General features: G+C 68.7%; 19 protein-coding genes. 11 read left to right on the forward strand and 8 right to left on the reverse strand.

What is annotated here, in order from left to right:
* Position 1: 1 nt before the first annotated feature.
* Positions 2 to 1819 (reverse strand): methylmalonyl-CoA mutase family protein, encoded by a 1818-nt coding sequence (locus ACFXN1_RS37215; protein ID WP_379442127.1) that lies wholly within the window; start codon positions 1817 to 1819, stop codon positions 2 to 4.
* Positions 1820 to 1987: 168 nt separating this feature from the next.
* Here ACFXN1_RS37215 and ACFXN1_RS37220 point away from each other — a divergent pair, with 168 nt between their 5' ends.
* Entirely contained in the window at positions 1988 to 2701 is a 714-nt protein-coding gene (locus ACFXN1_RS37220; protein WP_379442129.1) for a TVP38/TMEM64 family protein, read from the forward strand.
* Here the strand turns inward: ACFXN1_RS37220 and ACFXN1_RS37225 are convergent.
* The 4 genes from ACFXN1_RS37225 to ACFXN1_RS37240 all read right to left on the reverse strand — a co-directional run bounded on the left by ACFXN1_RS37225 (position 2680) and on the right by ACFXN1_RS37240 (position 9125).
* A complete protein-coding gene (locus ACFXN1_RS37225) occupies positions 2680 to 4416 on the reverse strand; it encodes a hypothetical protein (RefSeq protein ID WP_379442130.1) in 1737 nt (578 codons plus the stop codon). The two genes, ACFXN1_RS37220 and ACFXN1_RS37225, sit on opposite strands and share 22 nt — an antisense overlap.
* Positions 4413 to 6263: a hypothetical protein gene (locus tag ACFXN1_RS37230; protein ID WP_379442132.1), complete on the reverse strand. Its 1851-nt coding sequence runs from the start codon at positions 6261 to 6263 to the stop codon at positions 4413 to 4415. Before ACFXN1_RS37230 ends, ACFXN1_RS37225 begins: the two co-directional genes overlap by 4 nt.
* A 7-nt stretch (positions 6264 to 6270) precedes the next feature.
* Positions 6271 to 7560 (reverse strand): ABC transporter substrate-binding protein, encoded by a 1290-nt coding sequence (locus ACFXN1_RS37235; protein WP_379442133.1) that lies wholly within the window; start codon positions 7558 to 7560, stop codon positions 6271 to 6273.
* 224 nt (positions 7561 to 7784) lie between these two features.
* The gene (locus ACFXN1_RS37240; RefSeq protein ID WP_379442134.1) at positions 7785 to 9125 is read right to left on the reverse strand and encodes a lipase family protein; all 1341 of its coding nucleotides are present in this window, start codon (positions 9123 to 9125) and stop codon (positions 7785 to 7787) included.
* Positions 9126 to 9322: 197 nt separating this feature from the next.
* Between ACFXN1_RS37240 and ACFXN1_RS37245 the strand changes: the two genes are divergently transcribed.
* Entirely contained in the window at positions 9323 to 9745 is a 423-nt protein-coding gene (locus ACFXN1_RS37245) for a hypothetical protein (protein ID WP_379442136.1), read from the forward strand.
* Here ACFXN1_RS37245 and ACFXN1_RS37250 read toward each other — a convergent pair.
* Positions 9736 to 10071, reverse strand: coding sequence for a transglycosylase family protein (locus ACFXN1_RS37250; protein ID WP_354849276.1), 336 nt, complete (start codon positions 10069 to 10071; stop codon positions 9736 to 9738). The genes ACFXN1_RS37245 and ACFXN1_RS37250 overlap by 10 nt on opposite strands.
* A 438-nt stretch (positions 10072 to 10509) precedes the next feature.
* Here ACFXN1_RS37250 and ACFXN1_RS37255 point away from each other — a divergent pair, with 438 nt between their 5' ends.
* The 6 genes from ACFXN1_RS37255 (at position 10510) to ACFXN1_RS37280 (ending at position 16528) form a co-directional block, all read left to right on the forward strand.
* Entirely contained in the window at positions 10510 to 11250 is a 741-nt protein-coding gene (locus tag ACFXN1_RS37255) for an IclR family transcriptional regulator (RefSeq protein WP_379402650.1), read from the forward strand.
* Between the two features lie 172 nt (positions 11251 to 11422).
* On the forward strand, positions 11423 to 12502 hold the full coding sequence (locus ACFXN1_RS37260; protein ID WP_379442137.1) for an ABC transporter substrate-binding protein: 1080 nt from the start codon (positions 11423 to 11425) through the stop codon (positions 12500 to 12502).
* Positions 12499 to 13335 carry an ABC transporter ATP-binding protein gene (locus ACFXN1_RS37265; RefSeq protein WP_379402652.1) on the forward strand — a complete coding sequence of 279 codons (837 nt, stop codon included), beginning with the start codon at positions 12499 to 12501 and terminating at the stop codon, positions 13333 to 13335. The genes ACFXN1_RS37260 and ACFXN1_RS37265 overlap by 4 nt, the downstream gene beginning before the upstream one ends.
* Positions 13328 to 14200 carry an ABC transporter permease gene (locus ACFXN1_RS37270; RefSeq protein WP_379442139.1) on the forward strand — a complete coding sequence of 291 codons (873 nt, stop codon included), beginning with the start codon at positions 13328 to 13330 and terminating at the stop codon, positions 14198 to 14200. The genes ACFXN1_RS37265 and ACFXN1_RS37270 overlap by 8 nt, the downstream gene beginning before the upstream one ends.
* A 24-nt stretch (positions 14201 to 14224) precedes the next feature.
* A complete protein-coding gene (locus tag ACFXN1_RS37275) occupies positions 14225 to 15571 on the forward strand; it encodes an LLM class flavin-dependent oxidoreductase (protein WP_379442141.1) in 1347 nt (448 codons plus the stop codon).
* Positions 15572 to 15589: 18 nt separating this feature from the next.
* Positions 15590 to 16528 carry a TauD/TfdA dioxygenase family protein gene (locus tag ACFXN1_RS37280; protein WP_379442143.1) on the forward strand — a complete coding sequence of 313 codons (939 nt, stop codon included), beginning with the start codon at positions 15590 to 15592 and terminating at the stop codon, positions 16526 to 16528.
* A 97-nt stretch (positions 16529 to 16625) separates the two neighbouring features.
* Here the strand turns inward: ACFXN1_RS37280 and ACFXN1_RS37285 are convergent, their stop codons facing one another.
* Both ACFXN1_RS37285 and ACFXN1_RS37290 read right to left on the reverse strand, forming a co-directional pair.
* The gene (locus ACFXN1_RS37285; protein WP_379402656.1) at positions 16626 to 17867 is read right to left on the reverse strand and encodes an SPFH domain-containing protein; all 1242 of its coding nucleotides are present in this window, start codon (positions 17865 to 17867) and stop codon (positions 16626 to 16628) included.
* Positions 17867 to 18298 carry an NfeD family protein gene (locus tag ACFXN1_RS37290; RefSeq protein ID WP_379442144.1) on the reverse strand — a complete coding sequence of 144 codons (432 nt, stop codon included), beginning with the start codon at positions 18296 to 18298 and terminating at the stop codon, positions 17867 to 17869. Before ACFXN1_RS37290 ends, ACFXN1_RS37285 begins: the two co-directional genes overlap by 1 nt.
* Before the next feature lie 128 nt (positions 18299 to 18426).
* Between ACFXN1_RS37290 and ACFXN1_RS37295 the strand changes: the two genes are divergently transcribed.
* Genes ACFXN1_RS37295 through ACFXN1_RS37305 form a run of 3 tightly spaced genes read left to right on the forward strand, consistent with a single transcriptional unit; the run spans position 18427 to position 20527 of the window.
* The gene (locus ACFXN1_RS37295) at positions 18427 to 19251 is read left to right on the forward strand and encodes a DUF3097 domain-containing protein (protein ID WP_379442146.1); all 825 of its coding nucleotides are present in this window, start codon (positions 18427 to 18429) and stop codon (positions 19249 to 19251) included.
* 22 nt (positions 19252 to 19273) lie between these two features.
* Positions 19274 to 20083 (forward strand): hypothetical protein, encoded by an 810-nt coding sequence (locus ACFXN1_RS37300; RefSeq protein ID WP_379402658.1) that lies wholly within the window; start codon positions 19274 to 19276, stop codon positions 20081 to 20083.
* A 51-nt stretch (positions 20084 to 20134) separates the two neighbouring features.
* Positions 20135 to 20527, forward strand: coding sequence for a VOC family protein (locus tag ACFXN1_RS37305; RefSeq protein ID WP_379442147.1), 393 nt, complete (start codon positions 20135 to 20137; stop codon positions 20525 to 20527).
* Positions 20528 to 20758: the final 231 nt, after the last annotated feature.

Here is a 20758-nt window from a genome sequence, read left to right on the forward strand (position 1 = left end):
TCTACGCTCCCAGCTTTTCGAGCAGGCCGGTCAGAGCCGCCACAGCATCCATGCGGGCCGCCACGAAGCCATCCGGGCGCTGCGCGCCGGTCAGCTCCGCGACCGCCTTCTCGGGTCCGGCCAGCAGCACGGTGGTCACACCGGCAGCCCGCAATTCGTCCACGGCCGCGGCGGCGTCGGTGCCGTAGCGGGTGTCGGAGCCGCACAGCACGGCGATCGACGGACCGGCCTCGGCGACCGCCTCGATGCCGCCGGAGGCCAGCAGGTTGGTGGTGAAGGTGACACGAACATTGTTCTCCGACACCGGGCCCAGCGGAACCAGGCGCACCTGCGGGCGCGCGCCGTTGGCGGCCAGGTAGGCGTCGGAGCGGTTGCGCAGCGCCTCGAAGGCCGCGCCGTAGCGGGCCGGCGAGGTCTTGGCGCGCGCGGCCTCCGACAGCGGCTTCTCGCCCAGGTTCGGGAACTCGTTGACACCGGTGACGGCCGTCTTGCGGTGCGCCACATCGGAATCGCGCTTCGCCTTGGTCTCGGCGATGCGCTCGGCGAGCAGGCCCGCCTGCAGCGCGGCCAGGTAGCCGCCAGCGGCCTCGATCTCCTGCATGAACTCCCACGCCTTGGCGGCGAGCTCGTCGGTCAGCGACTCCACGTACCAGGAGCCCGCGCCCGGGTCCTGCACGTGGCCGAGGCGGGATTCCTCGAGCAGCAGCAGCTGGGTGTTGCGGGCCATGCGCTCCGAGAACGCCTTGGACACCTCGAGCTCGCCGGCGGGCAGCGCGTCGTCGAAGGGCAGCACGGTGACGATGTCCGCGCCACCGACGCCCGCACCGAACGCGGCGAGGGTGGTGCGCAGCATGTTCACCCACGGGTCGCGCTGGCTCATCATGGCCGCGGACGTGATCGCCTGCTGCGGCGCGTTACCGAAGGCCGGAGCTCCGCAGACCTGCGCGACGCGCGCCCAGAGTCGCCGGGCGGCACGGAATTTGGCGATGGTCTCGAACTGGTCGTCGGTGGCCGCGAAGCGGAACTCCAGCTGCTCCAGCGCATCCGCGATATCGGCCCCGGCGTCGGTGAGCGAGCGCAGGTACTCCAGGCCCGCGGCCACCGCCGCACCCAGTTCCTGGGCGTCGGAGGCGCCGGAATTGTGGAAGGCCACGCCGCACACGGTGATCGCGCGGACCGTCTCGGTGCGGGCCACCGCCTGCTGGGCCAGCGCGACCGCGCCGTCCAGGTCGATGGCCGAGGAGCCGGCGAACAGGCTCGTCAGCGGGGTGGCGCCCAGCGAGACCCGAATGTCCTTGCGGTTCGGGGCCTCATAGCCGTCGAGCACCGAGAACAGTGCGGCCGCAGCCTCATTGGCGGCCGGCCCGGCGTCGAGGGTGAGCGGCGCCAGCTCGAAGAGGAAGCCCTGCAGTGCGGTGGCCAGCCCGTCGACCGGCACGCCGCGCTCGGCGACACCCAGCCACACCGCGCTCACGCCGTTGTCGAGCGCGAAGAGAATGTCCGCGTTGACAGCCTTGGCATCGGGGCCGCCGAAACGCTGGCTGACGAACCAGCCACGGTGCACGTCGCGGGTGGCGTCGCCACCGCGCACGTAGGGGAACTGCCCGGGCAGCGGCTGCTCGGGCAGTTCGTCGCGGCGCGTGTAGAGCGGGTTGACGGTCAGGCCGTCATAGGTCGTGACCGCGAGCAGCTTCTCCGGCTCATCCGGCAAGTCGCTCGCATCCACCCTGCGGGCCTTCGCCAGCACCCCGGCGACACCCTTGCGCCAGGCGGCATACTCGGGCACCGGATCGGTGTCCGAGTCGGAAGCAATCGGCATAGCTGCTGTTCCTTCTTCCACTCCCTGACCGGATGGCCGTCGCACCGGCATTCACCCAGCTCAACGGCCACTTTGGTTAACGAGCATTCATCGTCTTTCCCCTGATGCTAGCGGCAGCCTCGAGATAACGGTCTCCGGAGTCTCACTACCAGCGGGTAACCTGGCGCGGTGCCAACAACCGTGCGTGTGCCGCTCGAGCGGGTATCCGGGCTGCTCAGCCGTCTCCGTCAACCGCGAAATCTGGCCTTGCTGATCGGCTGCGGGCTACTTTTCGCGCTGGCCGCCTTCGCACCGCACCCGGCACCCCAGCAGATCCGGCAGTGGGCCGACTCGGTCGGGCCGCTGCTGCCGCTGGTGTTCTTCGCGGTGCACACGCTGGTCTGTGTCGCGCCCTTCCCGCGCACCATCTTCACCCTCAGCGCGGGCATGCTGTTCGGCTCGGTGGAGGGACTCACACTGGCCCTCGCCGCCACGACACTCAGTGCGGTGCTGGCGCTGTGGCTGGTGCGCGCCCTCGATCACGAGCGGGTGCGCGCGCGGCTCACCCATCCGACCGTGCAGGCGGTCGACACCCGGTTGGCGCGGCGGGGCTGGCTGGCGATCGGATCGCTGCGGCTGATCGCGTTCGCGCCGTTCTCCATCGTGAACTATTGCGCCGCACTGTCTTCGATCCGGTTCAGCCCGTACCTGATCGCCACCTTCATCGGCATCATCCCGGGCACCGTGGGCACGGTGCTGCTGGGCGACGCCCTCACCAATCGCACCTCCCCCGCCCAATTGATCGTCACGGCAGCCTGTTTGGCGGTCGGCGTGATCGGGCTGGTCCTGGACGCGAGGATGGCCGTGGCGGAACCCGAGGCTCAGCCGGAGCCGGTCGCCTGATCGGGCGGCGGCAGCGGCCACTGGTCGAAGCCAGGTAGCGAATCCAGGGGCGGTGCGGGTTCGATCAGCTCGTTCAGTTGCGCGAGCAGGTCATCCTGGTGTGCCTCGGCGTAATTCAGCGCGCTGTCGAGGTCGTGTGCCCGGACCAGCCAGCCGATGGCCTGACGGACCACCTCGGCCGGTGCGGCACCATCGGAGTCGAGGAGAAACGCGGCGAGCGTCGGTTCGACCGCCGCGGCCGACCCCAGATGTTGCAGGCACCGGCCGGTGCCGAGATCGTCGGCGAGCTCGCGCCATTCGCCCAGGGCGGTCTGCCATCGCACCAGCGCATGCCGCGGTTCGCCCACCGACCAGTCGAGAACACCCGCGATTTCGTGCACGTGGGCCAGCCCGCTGGGGTCGCGCCCGCCCGCGGCCATGGATTCGGCCAGTTCCAGGCGGTCGCGTGCGGCGGTGTGCCGCCCCTGCACGAGGTGCGCGATCGCCATGTTCACCAGGGCGCACACCTCACCGGCGACGTCTTCGCGCGGTAGCAGCCACCACGCTTGTTCCAGGAGGTTGACCGCCTTGCTCAGATTCGCGTCCGTGGTGTCCATGGCCTCCAGGGCCTGTCGGTGCAGGGCGCGAGCGCGCAGGCTGCGGGACACCGTCCACGGGCTGTAGCGCGCCGGTCGCCGCTCCGGCACCGTCGCGCGGATATCGGCCAGCGCATGCAGCGGGCCGTATCGGGTCACGGACGTGATCGTCACCATCGCTGCCGCCGGGCCGGGGTCGTGCGGGCCGCCGCCCGTACCCGGGCTGTCCTCCGCGCGTCCGGTGCGCGCATACCAGATGTCCAGCGCGTCGGCGATCGCGGCCAGATCCGGCACCACCGCGCGGACCCGGTTCAGCAGGGTGTTGTTCGCCTGTCCCGCTTCCGGTTCGGCCCGTTGCGCACAGTTGCGTAGAAGGAGACAGAGCCGGGGCTCTTCGTTCTCGAACCAGCGGCGCGCGACCACGGCGTGTGCCGGAAGATCGAGCGCCCGCGCCCACAGCGTGGCCTCCTCGGCGTGCCTGCGGAGCAGCACCGCGAGCGCGGCCCGCCACTCGGGTGTCTCGGTGATGGCGGGATCCTCGCCGGCGGGTGGGACCTCGGCCAGCCGGTAGCGCCCCGGCGGCATCGGCTCCACCGCGCCCGCTCTGGTCAGGCTCGCCAATAGTCGCGGTGCGGAGGGTGTTTCGGTCTCCGCCGTGGTGGCGGGGAGCCGGGCCGCGGCGCTCGCCCCGAGCACGTCGAGGAGCACCCCGGTCTCATAGGTTCGAATGGGCAGCTCGCGGAGCACGGCCGCGGCCCAATTGCCCCGCAACTCCGGGTTCGTCTCCGGCTCGGGCTCCGGCCCCCAGGCCGCTCCGGGATCGGGCAACTCCACGGGTCGCGGACCCCTGAGCCCGGCGCGATCCTGCACCAATCGATAACCGCGCCGGGCGGATTCGGTGAGGAAGTAGGCGAGAACGACCCACCCGACGGCGGACTCGGTCCACCGCACGGCGGGGTTCGCCTTGAACGCGTCGGTCATCACATTGGCGATCAGGGTGGCGATACCGATGCCCACCAGCGCCGGTGCGCCCAGCAGCCACTGCCACACCGCGGATTTCGGCGTGGCCATGAGGCTGCGGCTCTCGCGGGCCAGCTCGGTGGACTCGGGTCCGCCGGGCGCGGATTCGGTTTCGCTCATATCCGCGCTCCCCCGGCCAGGCCCGGCACCAGCCAGCGTCGCCAGCACACCAGCAGCAGCACCAGCGGGACGACCGCCGAGACCAGCGCCCCGGTCGCGAGTTGGGCGGAGCTCTCGTCGAATTGGCGGGTGTAGCCCCACAGCAGCAGCGACCACGGGCTGCCCCCGGTGCCGTTGACCAGCAGTCCGATGAAGAAGTCGTTCCACACCTGGATGAACTCCAGCACCGCCACCGCGACGACGGCCGGCACCACGGCACCCAGCCGGGCGACGATGGTGCGCAGCGATGCCAGTCCGTACAGGGCGTCGGCGGCCGGGGTGTAGGCCGGTGCGAGGAGGGCTCCGCGCAGGACGAGAATCGAGATCGGCAGTCCCGCGGCGGCATGGGTGAAGATCAAGGGGACCAGGGTGCCGAACCAGCCGGAGGACCCGATCACCCGCTGCAGTGCGCCCAGATACATCTGGGCGGGCAGGACGGTCAGAATCACCAGGCAGGGCACCGCGATTCGGACGCGCGCGGCGGCCAGCCAGTGGGCGACCGGCAGTGCGAAGGCCACGACCATCGCGGTCGCGGGGACCGCCACGGTCAGGGTGGTGCGCAGTGCGTCGCGCAGGGCCGGATCGATCGTGACAGCTGGTACGCCAACGGCTTTCGGCCCGACGGTCCCGTGCAGCGCGACGTAGACCAGCTCCCCGATCGGCGACAGCACCACCAGCACGGCGACTCCCACCAGCAGCCAGCGCGGGATGGCCCGCCACAGGGGCAGGTGCTCGCGCCACGCGGAGGGGCGCGGGCGCAGCGGACGCGGACCGCTCGGGCGGCGCACATTGATCCGATCCTGCGCGAACAGCGCGGCCAGCACGAGAGCGGCCGTCAATGGCAGGGCGTACGCGGCCGCTTCGCCGCACGAATTCGCCTCGCACGCACTGTTGAGACGCCACCATTCCACGGTCGCGGTGCCGACATCGTGTTGCAGCGACCGTGGCACGGCACCGAGTACCGCGTCGAATACCCGGGCCGCGGCGACCGCCACCACCAGGAAGGCCACGGAGGCGACGGGCCGCACCTGCGCCCACAACCGGATCGGGGTGAGCCAGCGCGGACCGCCGGCCAGTTCCGGGGCGCGCACCGGATCGTCCTCGATCGCGAGGATGGCGGCGCGGAACAGGCCGACCAGCAGCCCGAGCCAGGTCCAGACGAAGGCCGCCACCAGAACCGCTTCGAACGCATAGCGTTCCGCTGCGACACCGCTGAAATATCGTCCGCGCGTGACGGTTTCGAGTATCAGCCGGAAGGCGATCCCCGAGGTGAAGGCCGAGACGCCGAACGGCACGATGAACGGCCACCACAGCCACGGCAGGCGTCGGCTGGGCCAGGCCAGCACCAGGGCCACACCGACCAGGACGATGGCCAGCGCCACCCAGCCCGCGGTATGCAGGTACGCGCTGCGGCTCGCGCGGGGCAGCTCCCGCCACACCACCAGGGATCCGGCCGCCAGGCAACCGAGCCCGAGCGCGGCCGCGAACGCCCACACGGTGAACGCGAACAGGCTTGGCAGGGCAGCCATTCCGGTGCGCAGCCGCCGCCGGTCGACGACGAGCAGCGTGCCGCCACCGAACAGTTGCAGTCCGCAGCCGAGGGCGAGCCCCGGATGCGTGCGCGCGCCGAGCCCGACGGTGTACAGCGCCGGAGCCACCAGCAGCAGCCCCATCAGCACGACGGCCGGTGCCCGGACCAGGTAGTTGACCACGACCTCGACGTGCGGATGCCGGCCCGGTACCAGCGGCCCCGACAGCCTGCGAGTGGCGAGTGTCAGTTCGAGGCCGTTGGAATGCACCGAATACACGCGTATCTCACCCCTGCCGATTGCGTTCCAGCTCGTAGATGGCGTCCACGGCGGTGCGGACGGCCGCGGCGGCGCGCTGCGACGAATCCCCAGTGCCATCGAGATCCATCAGGAATTGCGTGATGATCCCCCACAGCGGATTGTCGCCGCCCCGCGAACCGATGCGGTCGGCCAGGTCGAATTCGGTCCAGGAGCGGACGCGCGGACCGAGGGGTTCGAGCATGGCCGAATAGGCCGGGCGGGTGCGCAGGTCGGGTGCGATGAATCCGCCTTCCTTTCCGATCCAGCTGTCCGGGGCATCGGGCAGCGACAGCAGGCGGATCAGTTCGCCCGCCGCGTCTTTGGCCGATCGGGTCAGGACCATGATGTCGCCGCCGCCGATCACCGGGCCGTCGCGGAATCCGGGGAGGATGCTCGGAAACAGCGACACCCCGACGGCCTGTTTCATCGCCACGTCATCGCCGCGGAAACAACTCCTGACTATCGGCTCGGCGAAATCTGGCGCCACCACCATGGCCGCGTCACCTCTGGCGAACACCTCGCGCACGGCATCGGGAAATTGCTGGGTGAGCGCTCGGCCGATACTGCCGGGAAAGGCATTCGGAAATCCCCAGATTCCGGCGAGGGTCTCGAGTGCCCGGGTGATTTCGGCACGCCGCTGCCCGGGACGCCAATCGTTCGGGCGCACCACGCTCTCGTAGGCGTCGGGTGACTGGGCGAGCAGCACATTCGCGAAGAAGTCGGCGAGCATCCAGCCGTCGGCCGCGCCCAGCGCCAACGGGTGGGTTCCACTGCGCGCCAGGCGGTCCAGCAGGACGGGCCACTGCCACGGCGCCCAGCTGCCCGGTGGCGGCAGGCCGAGCCGTCGAAACTTCGCCAGGTCGAACCACACCAGCGATTTGCAGGAGGCCTTGAACGGCAGTCCGTAGAGCCGATTGCCGGACACCGTCTCGACATGCACCAGTTCCCACCATCCGTGGGCATAACGCGGCGCCTTCCGATCATCGCCCCACAATGATTCGTCGAGCGCGCGCAGCCGCCCGTCCTGCGCCAATCGGGTTATCTGCCCGAGTTGCGGCAACACCACGATGTCCGGCGTGTACCGGCCGGCCGAGAACACCGTCCCCACATCGTCGCCCAGGGTGAATACCTGCGTGCTGTGCGAAAACTGGTGGGAATCCCGCAGATCGGCGAGCACGTCCTCGAATGCCCGCAACTCCGCGCCGCCCCAGGGCACCGCGAGTTTCACCGTGTCGGAATTCGGCCCGGACACGAAGGGGGTGCACGCCGCAGCCATCGGAAGCAGTGCGCCTGCACGCAAAATGGTTCTGCGGGTCGCCATTCCGTCCCCCCAACCGATGCGACTTTGCCCCGGTTCCGGCCTCGGTGCGGGACACGTTACTCCTGTGGACGGACCGGCACGATCGCTATTCGCGAGCCGGCCCCACCCCCGCGCTCCGCCCCCACGCCACTGCGGTCAGGACGAAATGGACAGCAGCGCGGGGGTTTTCGCGGCGGAAGTCAGTCGAGGGTGCAGCCCGAGATCGGCACGTCGTCGAGGCGATCGACCAGGTAGCCGATCGCATTGTCGGTGCCGAAGCCGTCGATCAATTCGGGGCCGAAATGGTTCGGGAGGGTGGCCCCGGGCAGGATCGGGGGCAGCTCGTCGGTCCGGAAGCTGACGGTGGCGCCCCTGCCGCACCACTCGGTGGCGAGTTGCCGGGCCTGACCGTAGGGGACGGTGTCGTCGTTGCGGCCGCTGGTGATCAGGACCGGGCTTGCCGGAGTGAGGTTTCCGATGTGCTGCTGCCGCAGGATGTCCTCGGCCTCGGGGACCTCCTCGAGGTGATCGATCATCGGCCGATGATCGACGGTGAATTCGGTGCTGCGCAGGAACGGGTGCTTCAGGATCACATCACCGATGCACTCGTTGCCCAGGTCGCTCAGCAGCGCCTTGCCCTCCGGCGTGGTGCGTTCGTCCAGAATCGGCTGCAGATCGGGGTAGCGCGCGACGAAACCGTTGAGCGCGAACCCGATCACGCCGCTGATCAGACTGCCGTCGGCCCGCTTCAGCACCTCGGTCAGATCCGCGACCGGCGCGCCCGCCCACGTTCCCTTCAGGTTCAGTTCGGGGGCGTAGTCGGGTTGCATCTCGACCGCTGCGGCCGTGGCGCCGCCACCCTGGGAGTACCCCCACAGCGCCAGCGGTGTGTCATCGCCGGAACCGGCGAGGTTGTTGGCCGCGCGCGCGGCGTCGAGGACGGCGTGGGCCTCCTCGACGCGGTTGACATAGGTATGGGTCCCCGGTGTTCCCATGCCGATGTAGTCCGCCACGAAGACGCGGGCGCCCAGCGAATTCCACGCCAGCGCCGAGATCGCCTCCTGGTTCGCGGAGAAGGTCGGCGGCGTGATGCTCGCGTACATCCCGGTCGAGAAGGCCAGCGACACCGCGCATTGATCGCCCTGACCGGTGGTGCCGGGCGCGATGACGATGGTGGGCCGCGGCCCGGACCCGTGCCAGGGCCGGGTGGAATCGAGGAAGACACCGGTCGCCGCGACGGGCGTGCCGTCCTGCATCCGGGTCGTGTACATGACCTGTTCGGCGGGCAACGGCCAGACTCCGTTGTCCGCCGGCTGCGCCAGGTAGGCCGAGATATCGGTGGTCTTGATGATCGCTCCGCGCGTCGAATCGAATTGCGCAGGGGGAACATAGAAGTCGTTGACCGGATCGGCGGAGGCCGACCCCGGAACGGCGGCGGCACCGGCGGCGGTCACGCACAGCGCCGCCGCGATGGCGAGGGCGTGATCGACCTTCCGGGACGTGTGTCGCTTCCCAGGATTCGGACGGCGTTGTCCAGACATTTTCTGCTTTCTCTGCGGACTCGCGAGTAACACCGTTACTCGAGTAACGCGGTTACTCTAGCCACAGGCGAAGACCGTGGGAAGAGGGTTGACTCCGGTCCGACCCACATTCACCCTTCAGAATCACGCTGACGGCCGACCGGATCAACGCCGCGCGCTCCCTGGGCGCGAATCGGATCCAGGTGATCGGCCGCCGGGTGCTGGTCAACGATCCGCGCATCATCCTCATGGACGAACCGTTCGGGGCACTGGATCAGCCCACCCGGGAGCGGCTGCAGGTGGAGCTGCTGCGACTGTGGCGCGAATCGGGCAAAACCATTGTGTTCGTGACCCATTCGGTGGAGGAGGCGGTATTCCTGTCCACCCGGGTCCTGGTCATGGGTGCCCGTCCGGGGCGAATCATCGTGGACCGAGAGGTCGTATCACCGGGCGATGACGAGGCGGGTGCCCGGCCATCACCGTCACCGCGACACCCGAATTCCAGGCCCTCAAAACCGAATTGGCGAAGGCGATCTACGCAGCCCACGTTTGATCATGAATACGACGATGGCCCGTGCCGCGACTTTGCGGAACGGGCCATCGGACGTTTCGAACCGACGCGAAACCTGAATTACAGGTAGGCGCCGCACACGGGCCATGCGCCCGCACCCTGACCGGCGAGCACGTTCTCCGCGACGCGGATCTGCTCCTCGCGGCTGGCGTTGGCAGCACTGCCGCCACCACCGTAGGCGTTCCAGGTGCTCTGGGTGAACTGCAGACCGCCGTAGAACCCGTTGCCGGTGTTGGCGCCCCAGTTGCCGCTGCTCTCGCACTGCGCGACAGCGTCCCAGTTGTGCCCGGCGGCCGAGGCGGTCGCGGTGGACAGCGCGAACGGGATGGACACGAGCGCACCGATGGCCGCAGCGGCGGCGAATGTGCGGGTGGTGAGCTTCCGGTTGCGATGCATAAGGTATTTCCTCGCCTGCGCCCGCCGGCCCGCGCTCTCGGCTGCGGGTCCCCGTCCCCAGGGGTTTCTCGGTTGCTCTCGAATCGCGGGACGGAGTTGCCGGTGTTCGTCGATTCGAGCGGGGCCCGGTTGAATCCGAGCCATGAAACGACGGTAACGGATCAATCACGTTAGATAACGTAACGATCACGGGCAGTTGACAGATCGATGTCTGGGATACTCAATCCGTTTTTGCAGTTCGCATCGGAATTTCGTCGAATGACATTTCTGGAATTCGTAAACTATTTTGTGACGGAGGTCACGCGAAAATAGTGACCTCGATCGCGCAATACAAACACGAAACAAAACGATCCGCGCCCCGAAATCGCCCTCCGACCGGCTCGGATCGCGGTGCGCACAATCATTGCCCCAGTTCAGCGCCCTGACCATAGTGCCTCCATGGCCGATGAACCCCGCTCCGGAGCACGCGCTGTCGACCGTGCGATCCAGGTGCTGAATTGCTTCCACGGCGACGATCCGGAGCTGTCGCTGAGCGAACTCGCCCAGCGGGCCCGGCTGCCCGTCAGCACCGCACACCGTCTCGCCCAGGCGCTGGTGCGTGGCGGCCTGCTCGAGCAGGGCCCGGCCGGTGATCGTTACCGCGTCGGGCACGGGCTGGCGACCCTGGCCCGGCCCGCACTCGCCCGGCTGGGTCTGGAGTCCGCTGCGCCGCATCTGTACGCGCTCGCCGCGGGCATCAGGATCACGGTCAGCGTGAGCGTGATGGACGACAGCGACGCGCTCACCGTCTTCCAGGCCCGACCACCGATCCACTTCTGCCACCACCAGGTGCCACGGTCCCGGCAGTCCCTGCACGCCAGCGCGGCGGGCCACGCCCTGCTGGCCCACTCCCCCGCCCGCGCCGCCGCCGACGTCGACCTGGACCGGGTCCGCCGCACCGGCTTCGCCTCCGAGCTGATCGAGACCGACGACCCCATCCGCGCCCTGGCGGTGCCCATCGTCGGGCCCGGCCGGCAGGTGCACGGGGCGCTGGCGGTGCAGGCCCGCTCGGCCCGCCTGGACAGCGAGCTGATCCGGGCCGTCGTGCCCGCCATGCGGATCGCCGCGGGCCGGATCGCACCGCTGTTCCAGACCACCGACGGCGCGGTGCCCGCCGCCGCCGAGTTTCGCTCACGCTGATTTCCACATGGTGAAACGCCGGTTGCCGCACCGCAGCGCCCATCGCAGCATGTGAGCACCGCCGAATCATCGCCAGTTCCCCTGTCCGGCAAAGGAATCCCCATGACGCTCTGTTGTCGCCCAGCCCTCGAATCCCACCGAGCGACAGTCGTATTCACCGAAAGACTCCCCTATGGCATTCCCTCCCCGCCGGACCCGGGTGCGCCGCGCCCTCGCCGCCGCGTTCGCCGTCTCCAGTGCTCTGGTCCTGCTCACCGGCTGCGCGAAAACCGACGCGGGCACGACCGCCGACGGTAGGACCGTCCTCCGCTATCAGGGCTCGACCGGTCAGGTCTCCGCCTTCGAACTGGCCGCCGACCTCGGCTACTTCAGCAAGATCGACCTCCACTGGGAGGGCGACACCACCAGCGGCCCGGCCAATATCCAGGCCGCCGCCACCAAGCAGGTCGAATTCGGCAGCGCCTTCAACGGCGCCGTCATCAAGCTGGTCGCGGGCGGCGCTCCCGTCACCGCTGTCCTCAGCTCCTACGGGGCCGACGAACTCAACTTCACCGGCTACTTCGTCCGCGACAATTCCGGCATCACCTCCGCGCGCGACCTCATCGGCAAGAAGGTCGGCGTCAACACCCTTGGTGCGCACCACGAGTTCATCACCCGGCAGTGGCTGCACGACCAGGGGCTCAGCGATCAGGAGATCAAGCAGGTCCAGCTGGTCGTGTTGCCGCCCGCCAGTACCGAGGACGCGCTGCGCAATGGCCAGATCGATGTGGCCGCGCTCGGCGGCGTCTTCCGTGACACCGCCGTCGGGCGGGGCGGAGTGCATCCGCTCTACACCGACAAGGATCTGTTCGGACAGTTCGATTACGGCACTTACGTTTTCCGCAACGACTACCTGAAGTCGCATGCCGCGGCCGTCGCCGATTTCGTGCAGGGCACCGCACGGGCCACCCGCTGGCTGCAGGTCACACCGCGCGACGAGGTGGTGGCGCGGTTCGCCGACATCATCCACAAGCGCGGGCGCAACGAGAACACCGGACTGCTGCAGTACTACAAGAGCTCGGGTATCCCCGTCCCCGGCGGCGTGATCGCCGAACGCGAACTGCAGATCTGGATCGACTGGCTGGTCCGCAATGGGGAACTGCCCGCGGGCAAGCTCGCGGCCAAGGACCTCTACACCAACAAGGACAATCCCTACGCCAACGGCACCTATCCGGCCACCAGCGGTCCCAGCGGTGAGGCGGTGGCGAAATGAGTTCCGCGACCGTCAAACTCGCGCTCACCGGGGTCAGCAAGGAATTCGCCGTGCGCGGGGAGCAGGAGAGTTTCACCGCGCTCGCCGATATCAGCGTCGATGTGCGGGACGGTGAGTTCCTGGTCCTGGTCGGGCCCAGCGGCTCGGGCAAGTCCACCCTGCTGGATCTGCTCGGCGGGCTCGGCAAACCCACCTCCGGACAGATCCTGCTGGACGGAGCGCCCGTCACGGGACCCGGCCTGGACCGCGGGATCGTCTTCCAGCAGTACGCGCTGCTGCCCTGGCGCACCGCCCGGGCGAATATCGAATTCGGGCTGGAGGCCAAGGGCATTCGCCGCCGCGAACGCCGCGAGATCGCCGAGCACTATCTCGAACTGGTCGGCCTGGCCGGATTCGGGAACCGCTATCCGCACGAACTGTCCGGCGGCATGAAACAGCGGGTCGCCATCGCCCGCAGCCTGGCCTTCGACCCGGAGGTGCTGCTGATGGACGAGCCCTTCGCCGCCCTCGACGCCCAGACCCGGGAGTCGTTGCAGGACGAGCTGTTACGGATCTGGCGGGCCACCGGCAAGACGGTGCTGTTCATCACCCACGGCATCGACGAGGCGGTGTACCTGGGGCAGCGCGTGGCGGTGCTGACCTCGCGGCCCGGGCGGATCAAGGCGGTCGTGGACATCGACCTCGACCGTGCCGGGGATCCGGATATCCGTTCCAGCGAACGATTCCGCGAACTACGCCATCACGTCTGGTCCCTGCTGCACGACGAGGTCGCGCGGGCACAGGACCTCGAGCAGGCCGCGCTCACCGCCGACAAGAGGAGCTCCCATGTCTAGCGCACTGCAACTCGTCGAAGCATCCATCGATCTCCGTCCGGAGCCGGCCGGCACCGGCGACGGCACCCACACGGAAACCCGGCGTGCTCCGGCCGCGCTGCCCACCGTCGCCAGCATCGCATGGCGAATCGGCAAGCCCGCCATCGTGATCGCGGCCTTCCTCGCCCTGTGGGAAGCCGCGCCACGGCTGGGGCTGGTGGACGAGGTGTTCCTGCCGCCGTTCTCGACGGTCGTGCAGGCCGGGCTCGAGCTCATCCGCAACGGCCAACTGTGGGAACACGTCTCGGCCAGCGTGACCCGGTCGCTCATCGGCTTCTCGATCGCCCTGGTCGCGGCCATTCCGGTGGGTGTGGCCATTGCCTGGTATCGGCCGGTGGCGGAGTTCCTGAGCCCGGTGCTGGAACTGTTCCGCAATACCGCCGCCCTGGCGCTGCTGCCGGTGTTCATCCTGATCCTCGGCATCGGCGAGACCTCCAAGATCGCGCTGGTGGTGTACGCCGGGTTCTTCCCGATTCTGCTCAACACCATCAGCGGGGTGCGGACGGTCGATCCGCTGCTCGTGAAATCTGCTGTCTCGCTCGGGTTCTCACCGCTCCGCCTGTTCCAGAAGGTGATCCTGCCCGCCGCCGTGCCGTCGATCTTCACCGGCATCCGCATGGCCGCGTCCGGATCGATCCTGGTGCTCATCGCCGCCGAGATGTTCGGGGCCCGCTCCGGGCTCGGCTACCTGATCACCGCCGCCCAGCAGAACTTCCAGATTCCGGACATGTACGCCGGGATCGTGGCCATCGCCGTGGTCGGACTCACCTACAACGGCGTGCTCGTGGCCATCGAGCGACGGCTGTCCCGCTGGCGCGCCCACTGAAATCCGTCGAAGGAACCCTCTTCTATGTCCAACGCACGCAAGACCTTCCACCTGAACGCCTTCCTCATGGGCGTCGGCCACCACGAGGCCGCCTGGCGGCATCCGCGCACCGAGGAGCATCGGGTCCTGGATGTGAAGCACTTCCAGGAACTGGGCCGCATCGCCGAACGCGGCAAGCTCGACTCGGTGTTCTTCGCCGACGGGCTGGCCGTCGGACCCCGGATCAAGCGCAACGCGCTCTCCGTCTTCGAGCCGATCACCCTGCTCGCCGCCATCGCCGCCGTCACCGAGCACGTCGGATTGATCGCGACCGCCTCCACCACCTACAACGAACCCTTCAACCTGGCACGGAAATTCGCGTCCCTCGACCACATCAGCGGCGGCCGGGCCGGCTGGAACATCGTCACCTCGGGTAGCGAGGACGAGGCGTTCAACTTCGGCTACGACGCCATCCCCGAGCACGCCCGCCGCTACGAGCGAGCCGACGAATTCGTCGATCTGGCGGTGCGGCTCTGGGACAGCTGGGAATCCGATGCCATCGTGCTCGACCCGGAGACCGGCATCTTCGCCGACCCCGACAAGGTTCACACTCTCGACTACCGCGGCGAACGCTTCCAGGTCCGGGGCCCGCTGAACTCGCCTCGCAGTCCCCAGGGCCGCCCGCTGCTGGTGCAGGCCGGATCCTCCGAGAGCGGAAAGGAATTCGCCGCCCGCCACGCCGAAGCGGTGTTCACCGCGCAGCGCACCATCGAGGAGGGGCAGAAGTTCTACCGCGACCTGAAGTCCCGGCTGCCCAAATACGGCCGCTCCGCCGACGACCTCAAGGTCCTGCCCGGCCTGGTCCCCTTCATCGCCGACACCGAGGCCGAAGCCCGCGCACTCGAGCAGGAATTCACAGACCTCATCTCCCCCGACTACGCGCTGCGGCAGCTCTCCACCCTGCTCGGCGTCGACCTCACCGAGCACGCCCTCGACGCACCGCTGCCGCCCTTGCCGCAGGAAAGCGACATCCAAGGCGGCAAGAGCAGGTTCACCCTCGTCAAGGAGCTCGCCGAGAAGGAGGACCTGACCGTCCGCCAGCTCATCGGCAAACTCGGCGGCGGCCGCGGCCACCGCACCTTCGCCGGCACGCCCGAACAGATCGCCGACGAACTCCAGTCCTGGTTCGACCAGGGCGCGGCCGACGGCTTCAACATCATGCCGCCCTACCTGCCCGGCGGGCTCGAGGACTTCGCCGACCGCGTGGTCCCGATCCTGCAGGAGCGCGGCCTGTTCCGCACCGACTACACCGCCCCGACCCTGCGCGGCCACTACGGACTCGCGCCCGTGGAAAGCCAATTCGCCCCCGCCCGTACCCAGGCGACCGCCTGAGATCTGAAAGGAAAGCACATGACCACCGCAACCGAGAACCAGGTCGGCACCTTCCGCATCGGACCCGTCGCCGGGTATATCGGCGCCGAGATCAGCGGCATCGACCTGCGCGACGACTTCACCGACGAGCAGATCGCGGTACTCACCGCTGCGCTGCACGAATACAAGGTGCTGTTCTTCCGGGACCAGCACATCGGGCACGCCGAACAGATCGCCTTCTCCCGGCGATTCGGCGCGGTCACGCCCTCGCACCCGTACGACGATGACGCGCCCACCGAGTACCCGGAGATCCTCGCCGTCGACAGCCGCCTGTACGAAAAGCGGTTCGGGAAGAAGAAATTCAGCTACACCAACCACTGGCACACCGACGTCTCGCCGCTCATCAACCCGCCGGCGGCCTCGCTGCTGCGGGCCGAGATCGCGCCCGAGCGCGGCGGCGACACCCAGTGGACCAACCTCGCCGCCGCCTACGCGGGCCTGCCGGATTCGCTCAAGTCCTTCCTCGACGGACTGCGCGCCGAACACCGATTCGGCGGCAAGCTGCCCGCCTGGGACGCGGAGAGCGACTACGCCAAACGGGTCGCGGCCGCACCGCTGATCACCGAACACCCGGTGGTGCGGGTGCATCCGGTGACCGGCGAACGCGTGCTGTTCGTGAACCCGGGCTTCACCACCCGCATCGTCGGCCTCAGCCCGCGCCAGAGCGACGCGCTGCTGGAACTGCTCTACGCCGAACTCTCCGATCCGGCGTACACGGTCCGATTCCGTTGGGAGAAGGGCAGTGTCGCGTTCTGGGACAACCGGGCCACCGCGCACCTCGCACCCGGCGACCTCACCCACCTGGACGTGACCCGCGTGCTCTACCGGACGACCCTGGAGGGCGACGTGCCGGTCGGCGTCGACGGTGAGCCCTCACGTTCCATCGCGGGTGAGCACTTCGGCGGCTCGCAGAACTGATCCGCGGCACTCGCCACGCAATCAGCTGGGGCCCTCTCGACAGTGTCGAGAGGGCCCCAGTTCCTGATTCGATCCCCGTGTTCGATACCCCGGACTGTCAGCGGCCCAGCGGACGCGGCGGCGGAGGCGGGTTCTGCCAGCGCTGGTCCGGGGGCTCCTGGCGGTACTGCGGCTGCACCGGCTGCTGCTGCGGGGACCGCTGTTCCAGATTCGGCCGTGTCGAGGTCTGCGGCAAACCGACCGGCTCGACCGGTGCCCGCGCATCCGCCTCGGCTGCCCGGACGGCCCGCTGGGTGGCCGGGTCGGTGGCGGTGTCGAACCAGTCGGCCACCTCGTCGGCATCGTTCTCGGGCGCTTCCGCGGCCGCACCGTCCTCGGACGGCTCGTACCGGAACACGCCGTCCTCGCCCTGCTTGCCGAAGCCGCGCGCGAAGCCCTCGAGGGCCTTGCCGAAATCGCTGGGCACCAGCCACACCTTGTTGGCGTCGCCCTTGGCGACCTGCGGCAGGGTCTGCATGTACTGGTAGGCCAGCAGCTCGGGAGTCGGCTTGCCGTTCTTGATCGCGGCGAACACCTTCTCGATGGCCTTGGCCTGACCCTGCGCCTGCAGGTAGGCGGCGGCCCGCTCACCCTGCGCGCGCAGGATGCGGGACTGCCGCTCGCCCTCGGCGGAGAGGATGGCCGACTGCTTGGAGCCTTCGGCCGCGAGGATCTGCGCCTGCTTCTGGCCCTCGGCCGTCTTGATCGACGCCTCCCGCTGACCTTCCGCGGTGAGGATGATGGCGCGCTTCTCACGGTCGGCCTTCATCTGCTTCTCCATCGATTCCTGAATCGACGGCGGCGGATCGATGGCCTTCAGCTCGACGCGCGACACCCGCAGACCCCAGCGGCCGGTGGCCTCGTCGAGCACCCCGCGCAGCTGGGTGTTGATCTGGTCGCGGGAAGTCAGGGTCTCTTCGAGGGTCATGCCGCCGACCACGTTGCGCAGCGTGGTGATCGTCAACTGTTCCACGGCCGCAATGTAATTGGAGATCTCGTAGACCGCGGCCTGCGGACTGGTGACCTGGAAGTAGACCACCGAGTCGATCTGCACGGTCAGGTTGTCCTGGGTGATGACCGGCTGCGGCGGGAACGACACCACCCGCTCGCGCAGATCCACCTTGGCGCGCACCCGATCGGCGAACGGCACCAGGAAGGTCAGCTGCCCGGACACCGTCCGCGAATACCGGCCCAGCCGCTCGATCACGGCGGCCTCGGCCTGCGGCACCAGGGCCACCGATTTGAAGACCACCACCACGACCAGGAGTATGAGTACGACGGCGACTATCAGTACAGCCATCACGGCCCTTTCATGACGACGGCGTGGGCGCCGTCGATCCTCATGATGTACACGGTCGAACCGACGGGATAGGACTCCGCGGCGTCATAGGGACGCGCGCTCCACACCTCGCCACCGAGCTTCACGCGACCGCCGTGCTCGTCGACCGTTTCGAGCACCTTCGCGGTCTTGCCGGGCAACGCGTCCACCCCGGTCTGATGCGGCGGCGGAATCGCGTAGCGCCGCAACAGGAATGGGCGGACCAGTACGAGCAGGGCAATCGACGAGACACTGAACACCACCGCGTCGATGAGTACCGACGAGCCGGTGAGCGCGTTGGCGCCCGCAGTGATGAGCGCGGCAACACCCAGCATGATCAGCACGAGACTGCCCGTGAGCATCTCGGCCGCCGCGAGCAGGATCCCCGCGACCAGCCAAACTATTGCGGCCACGTCACCAACAGTAACCGTAATCGCGGGTTACGGCCGGTATTCGTGATCACTCCGCGCTTTCTACCGGACATATCGGAATGGGCGCGGCGCGAGGGGGATTCCCGCTCACCGCCGGTAATCTCGACGCGGTGAGTGGGCACCAACGGTACGGCGACATCTTCTCCGGGCATGCGCGCAAGCAGAAACGGGAGGTGCCCCGCGTGGTCGCCGAACGCGACCTCGTCGCCGAGGACGCGGCCACCGGATTCTGCGGCGCCGTAGTGGGTTTCGATCGCAGCTACGACGGCGAGTTCGTCAAACTCGAGGATCGCAGTGGGCGGGTCCGGCTGTTCGCGCTGCGGGAAGCCGCCTTTCTGATCGACGGGCAGCCGGTGACACTCGTGAAGCCGACCGCCGCCGCGCCCACGCAGCCCACCCGATCCGCCTCGGGATCGACCCGCGTCGACGGGCTGAAGGCGCGCGTCGCGAAGGCCAGCCGCATCTGGGTGGAGGGTGTGCACGACGCCGCTCTGGTCGAACGGGTGTGGGGACACGATCTGCGGGTCGAGGGCGTGGTGGTCGAACAGCTCGAGGGCCTCGACCATCTCGGCGCCAAACTCGCCGGATTCCAGCCCGGACCGACCCGGCGCGTCGGAGTCCTGGTCGACCATTTGGTCACAGGCTCCAAGGAATCCGGCCTGACCCAGGGCCTGGGCGCGCACGTCCTCGTCACCGGCCACCCCTACATCGACGTGTGGCAGGCCGTCCGCCCGCAGGCCGTCGGCATCCCCGCCTGGCCCGATGTCCCACGCGGCGAGGACTGGAAAACCGGCATCTGCCAGCGGCTACGCTGGGGAACGCCGCAGGACGGGTGGCGGCGCGTCTACAACGCGGTCAACTCCTACCGCGATCTCGAGACCCCGCTCATCGGCGCGGTCGAACGACTGATCGATTTCGTCACCGAGCAGGAGTAGCCCGCCAGTTATCCTCGAATGCATGAGTTCCCCGAGTGCATCGCTGACGGTCTGGGCCGGTGCCTGGCTGGCCGGCCGCAGCGCCCCCGACGACGTGCTGGACGCGCTGCGTGCCTGGGCTCCTCAGCAGACGGTGGCCGCCGGGGATCCCGTGACCGGCGGGCGCACCGGATTGCCGTGGGCGTCCGACGACGAGCCCGCGGCGGTGGCCGGGGCGGGAATCATGGTGCTGCTCAAAGTCATCCGCGAAGCGATCGACGGGCCCGAGGCGCAGATGCGGCTGGTGCTGCCGATTCCCGGAGACGTGCGCGGACTCCCGGTCGGCACCGAATTCACCGCCGCCGCAACCGAAGCCGAGGAAGGCATTCTGATCGGGACGGCCGGATCGTCCGGTACCGGGCTGGTACCGGTCTGGACCGACGACGACGCACTGCAATGGCGGGTCTACTCGGCACCGATCCCCTTCGCGCTCGCACCCGAAATGCCGCTGGGCGAAGCCGAATACACCATGCGGGAGGCGGTCCGCGATGCCGCCGACGCACTCCAGCAGCTCCAGACCACCCGGCTCGGGTCCGGCGGAGTCGGGCCTCGCGAACTCGTCGAAGCCGAACTGGCCGGACATACCAAGCACAAGTACCCCGATTCGATGCCCCTGCGTGCCCGGCGGATCCTCGACACCGCCGACCAGGTGGCCGCGATCCTCACCGTCGCCGAACGCGAGCCAGCCTCGGCCCCCACCTCCGCGACCGCCGTGGCCGCACAGGAGGCCCTACTCCGGCCACTCTGGAACGCGATCCGGGCCGCACGCCTGGCCGCGGTCCACGCCCGCTGACTGTCCGATTTCTTCAAGACCTCTCGTAATGGGGTCGCATACCGTTCGGGTATGGCTATTCGACTGAATGTGATCGGCATCGTGGTGACGGACATGGGTGCCTCGCTGGAGTTCTATCGGCGTCTGGGCGTGGAGTTCGCCGACGGCTCCGAGCAGCAGCCGCACGTGGACGCCGACCTGGGCGGCGGTATCAAGCTGATGCTCGACACCGAGCAGACAGTCCGGTCATTCCATCCGGACTGGAAGGCGGTTCCCGGGGCCGGGCGAATCGGTCTCGCGTGTGACTGCGGCTCACCCGCCGGGGTGGACCAGAAGTTCGAAGAGCTGGTCAGCGCAGGCTACCGCGCCGAACTGAAGCCGTTCGATGCGTTCTGGGGCCAGCGGTACGCCACGGTCCTCGACCCCGACGGGAATGGCGTCGACCTCTACGCCGCCCTCGCGTAAAGCGGCAAGGCCCAAGGACGAAAAGACAAAGGATCAACAGACGCCTGGAGAAGGGAGGGGCCGGGCTCACGTCCGCGCCTCCACCTACCAGCCCGCTCACCTTTGAAGCCGCATGTGGGGTTACTGCAGGAGGTATTCCACGGTCACGGAGGTAAGTGTGGTGGAGATGGCCGCGGCAATCGCCGTGGCGGGAATATGACTGTGGGCGTTGTGGGTTCGGGGATCAGCGGT

Origin of the sequence: Nocardia sp. NPDC059154 (genome assembly GCF_042755705.1) — a bacterium.
Taxonomy (GTDB): Bacteria; Actinomycetota; Actinomycetes; order Mycobacteriales; family Mycobacteriaceae; genus Nocardia.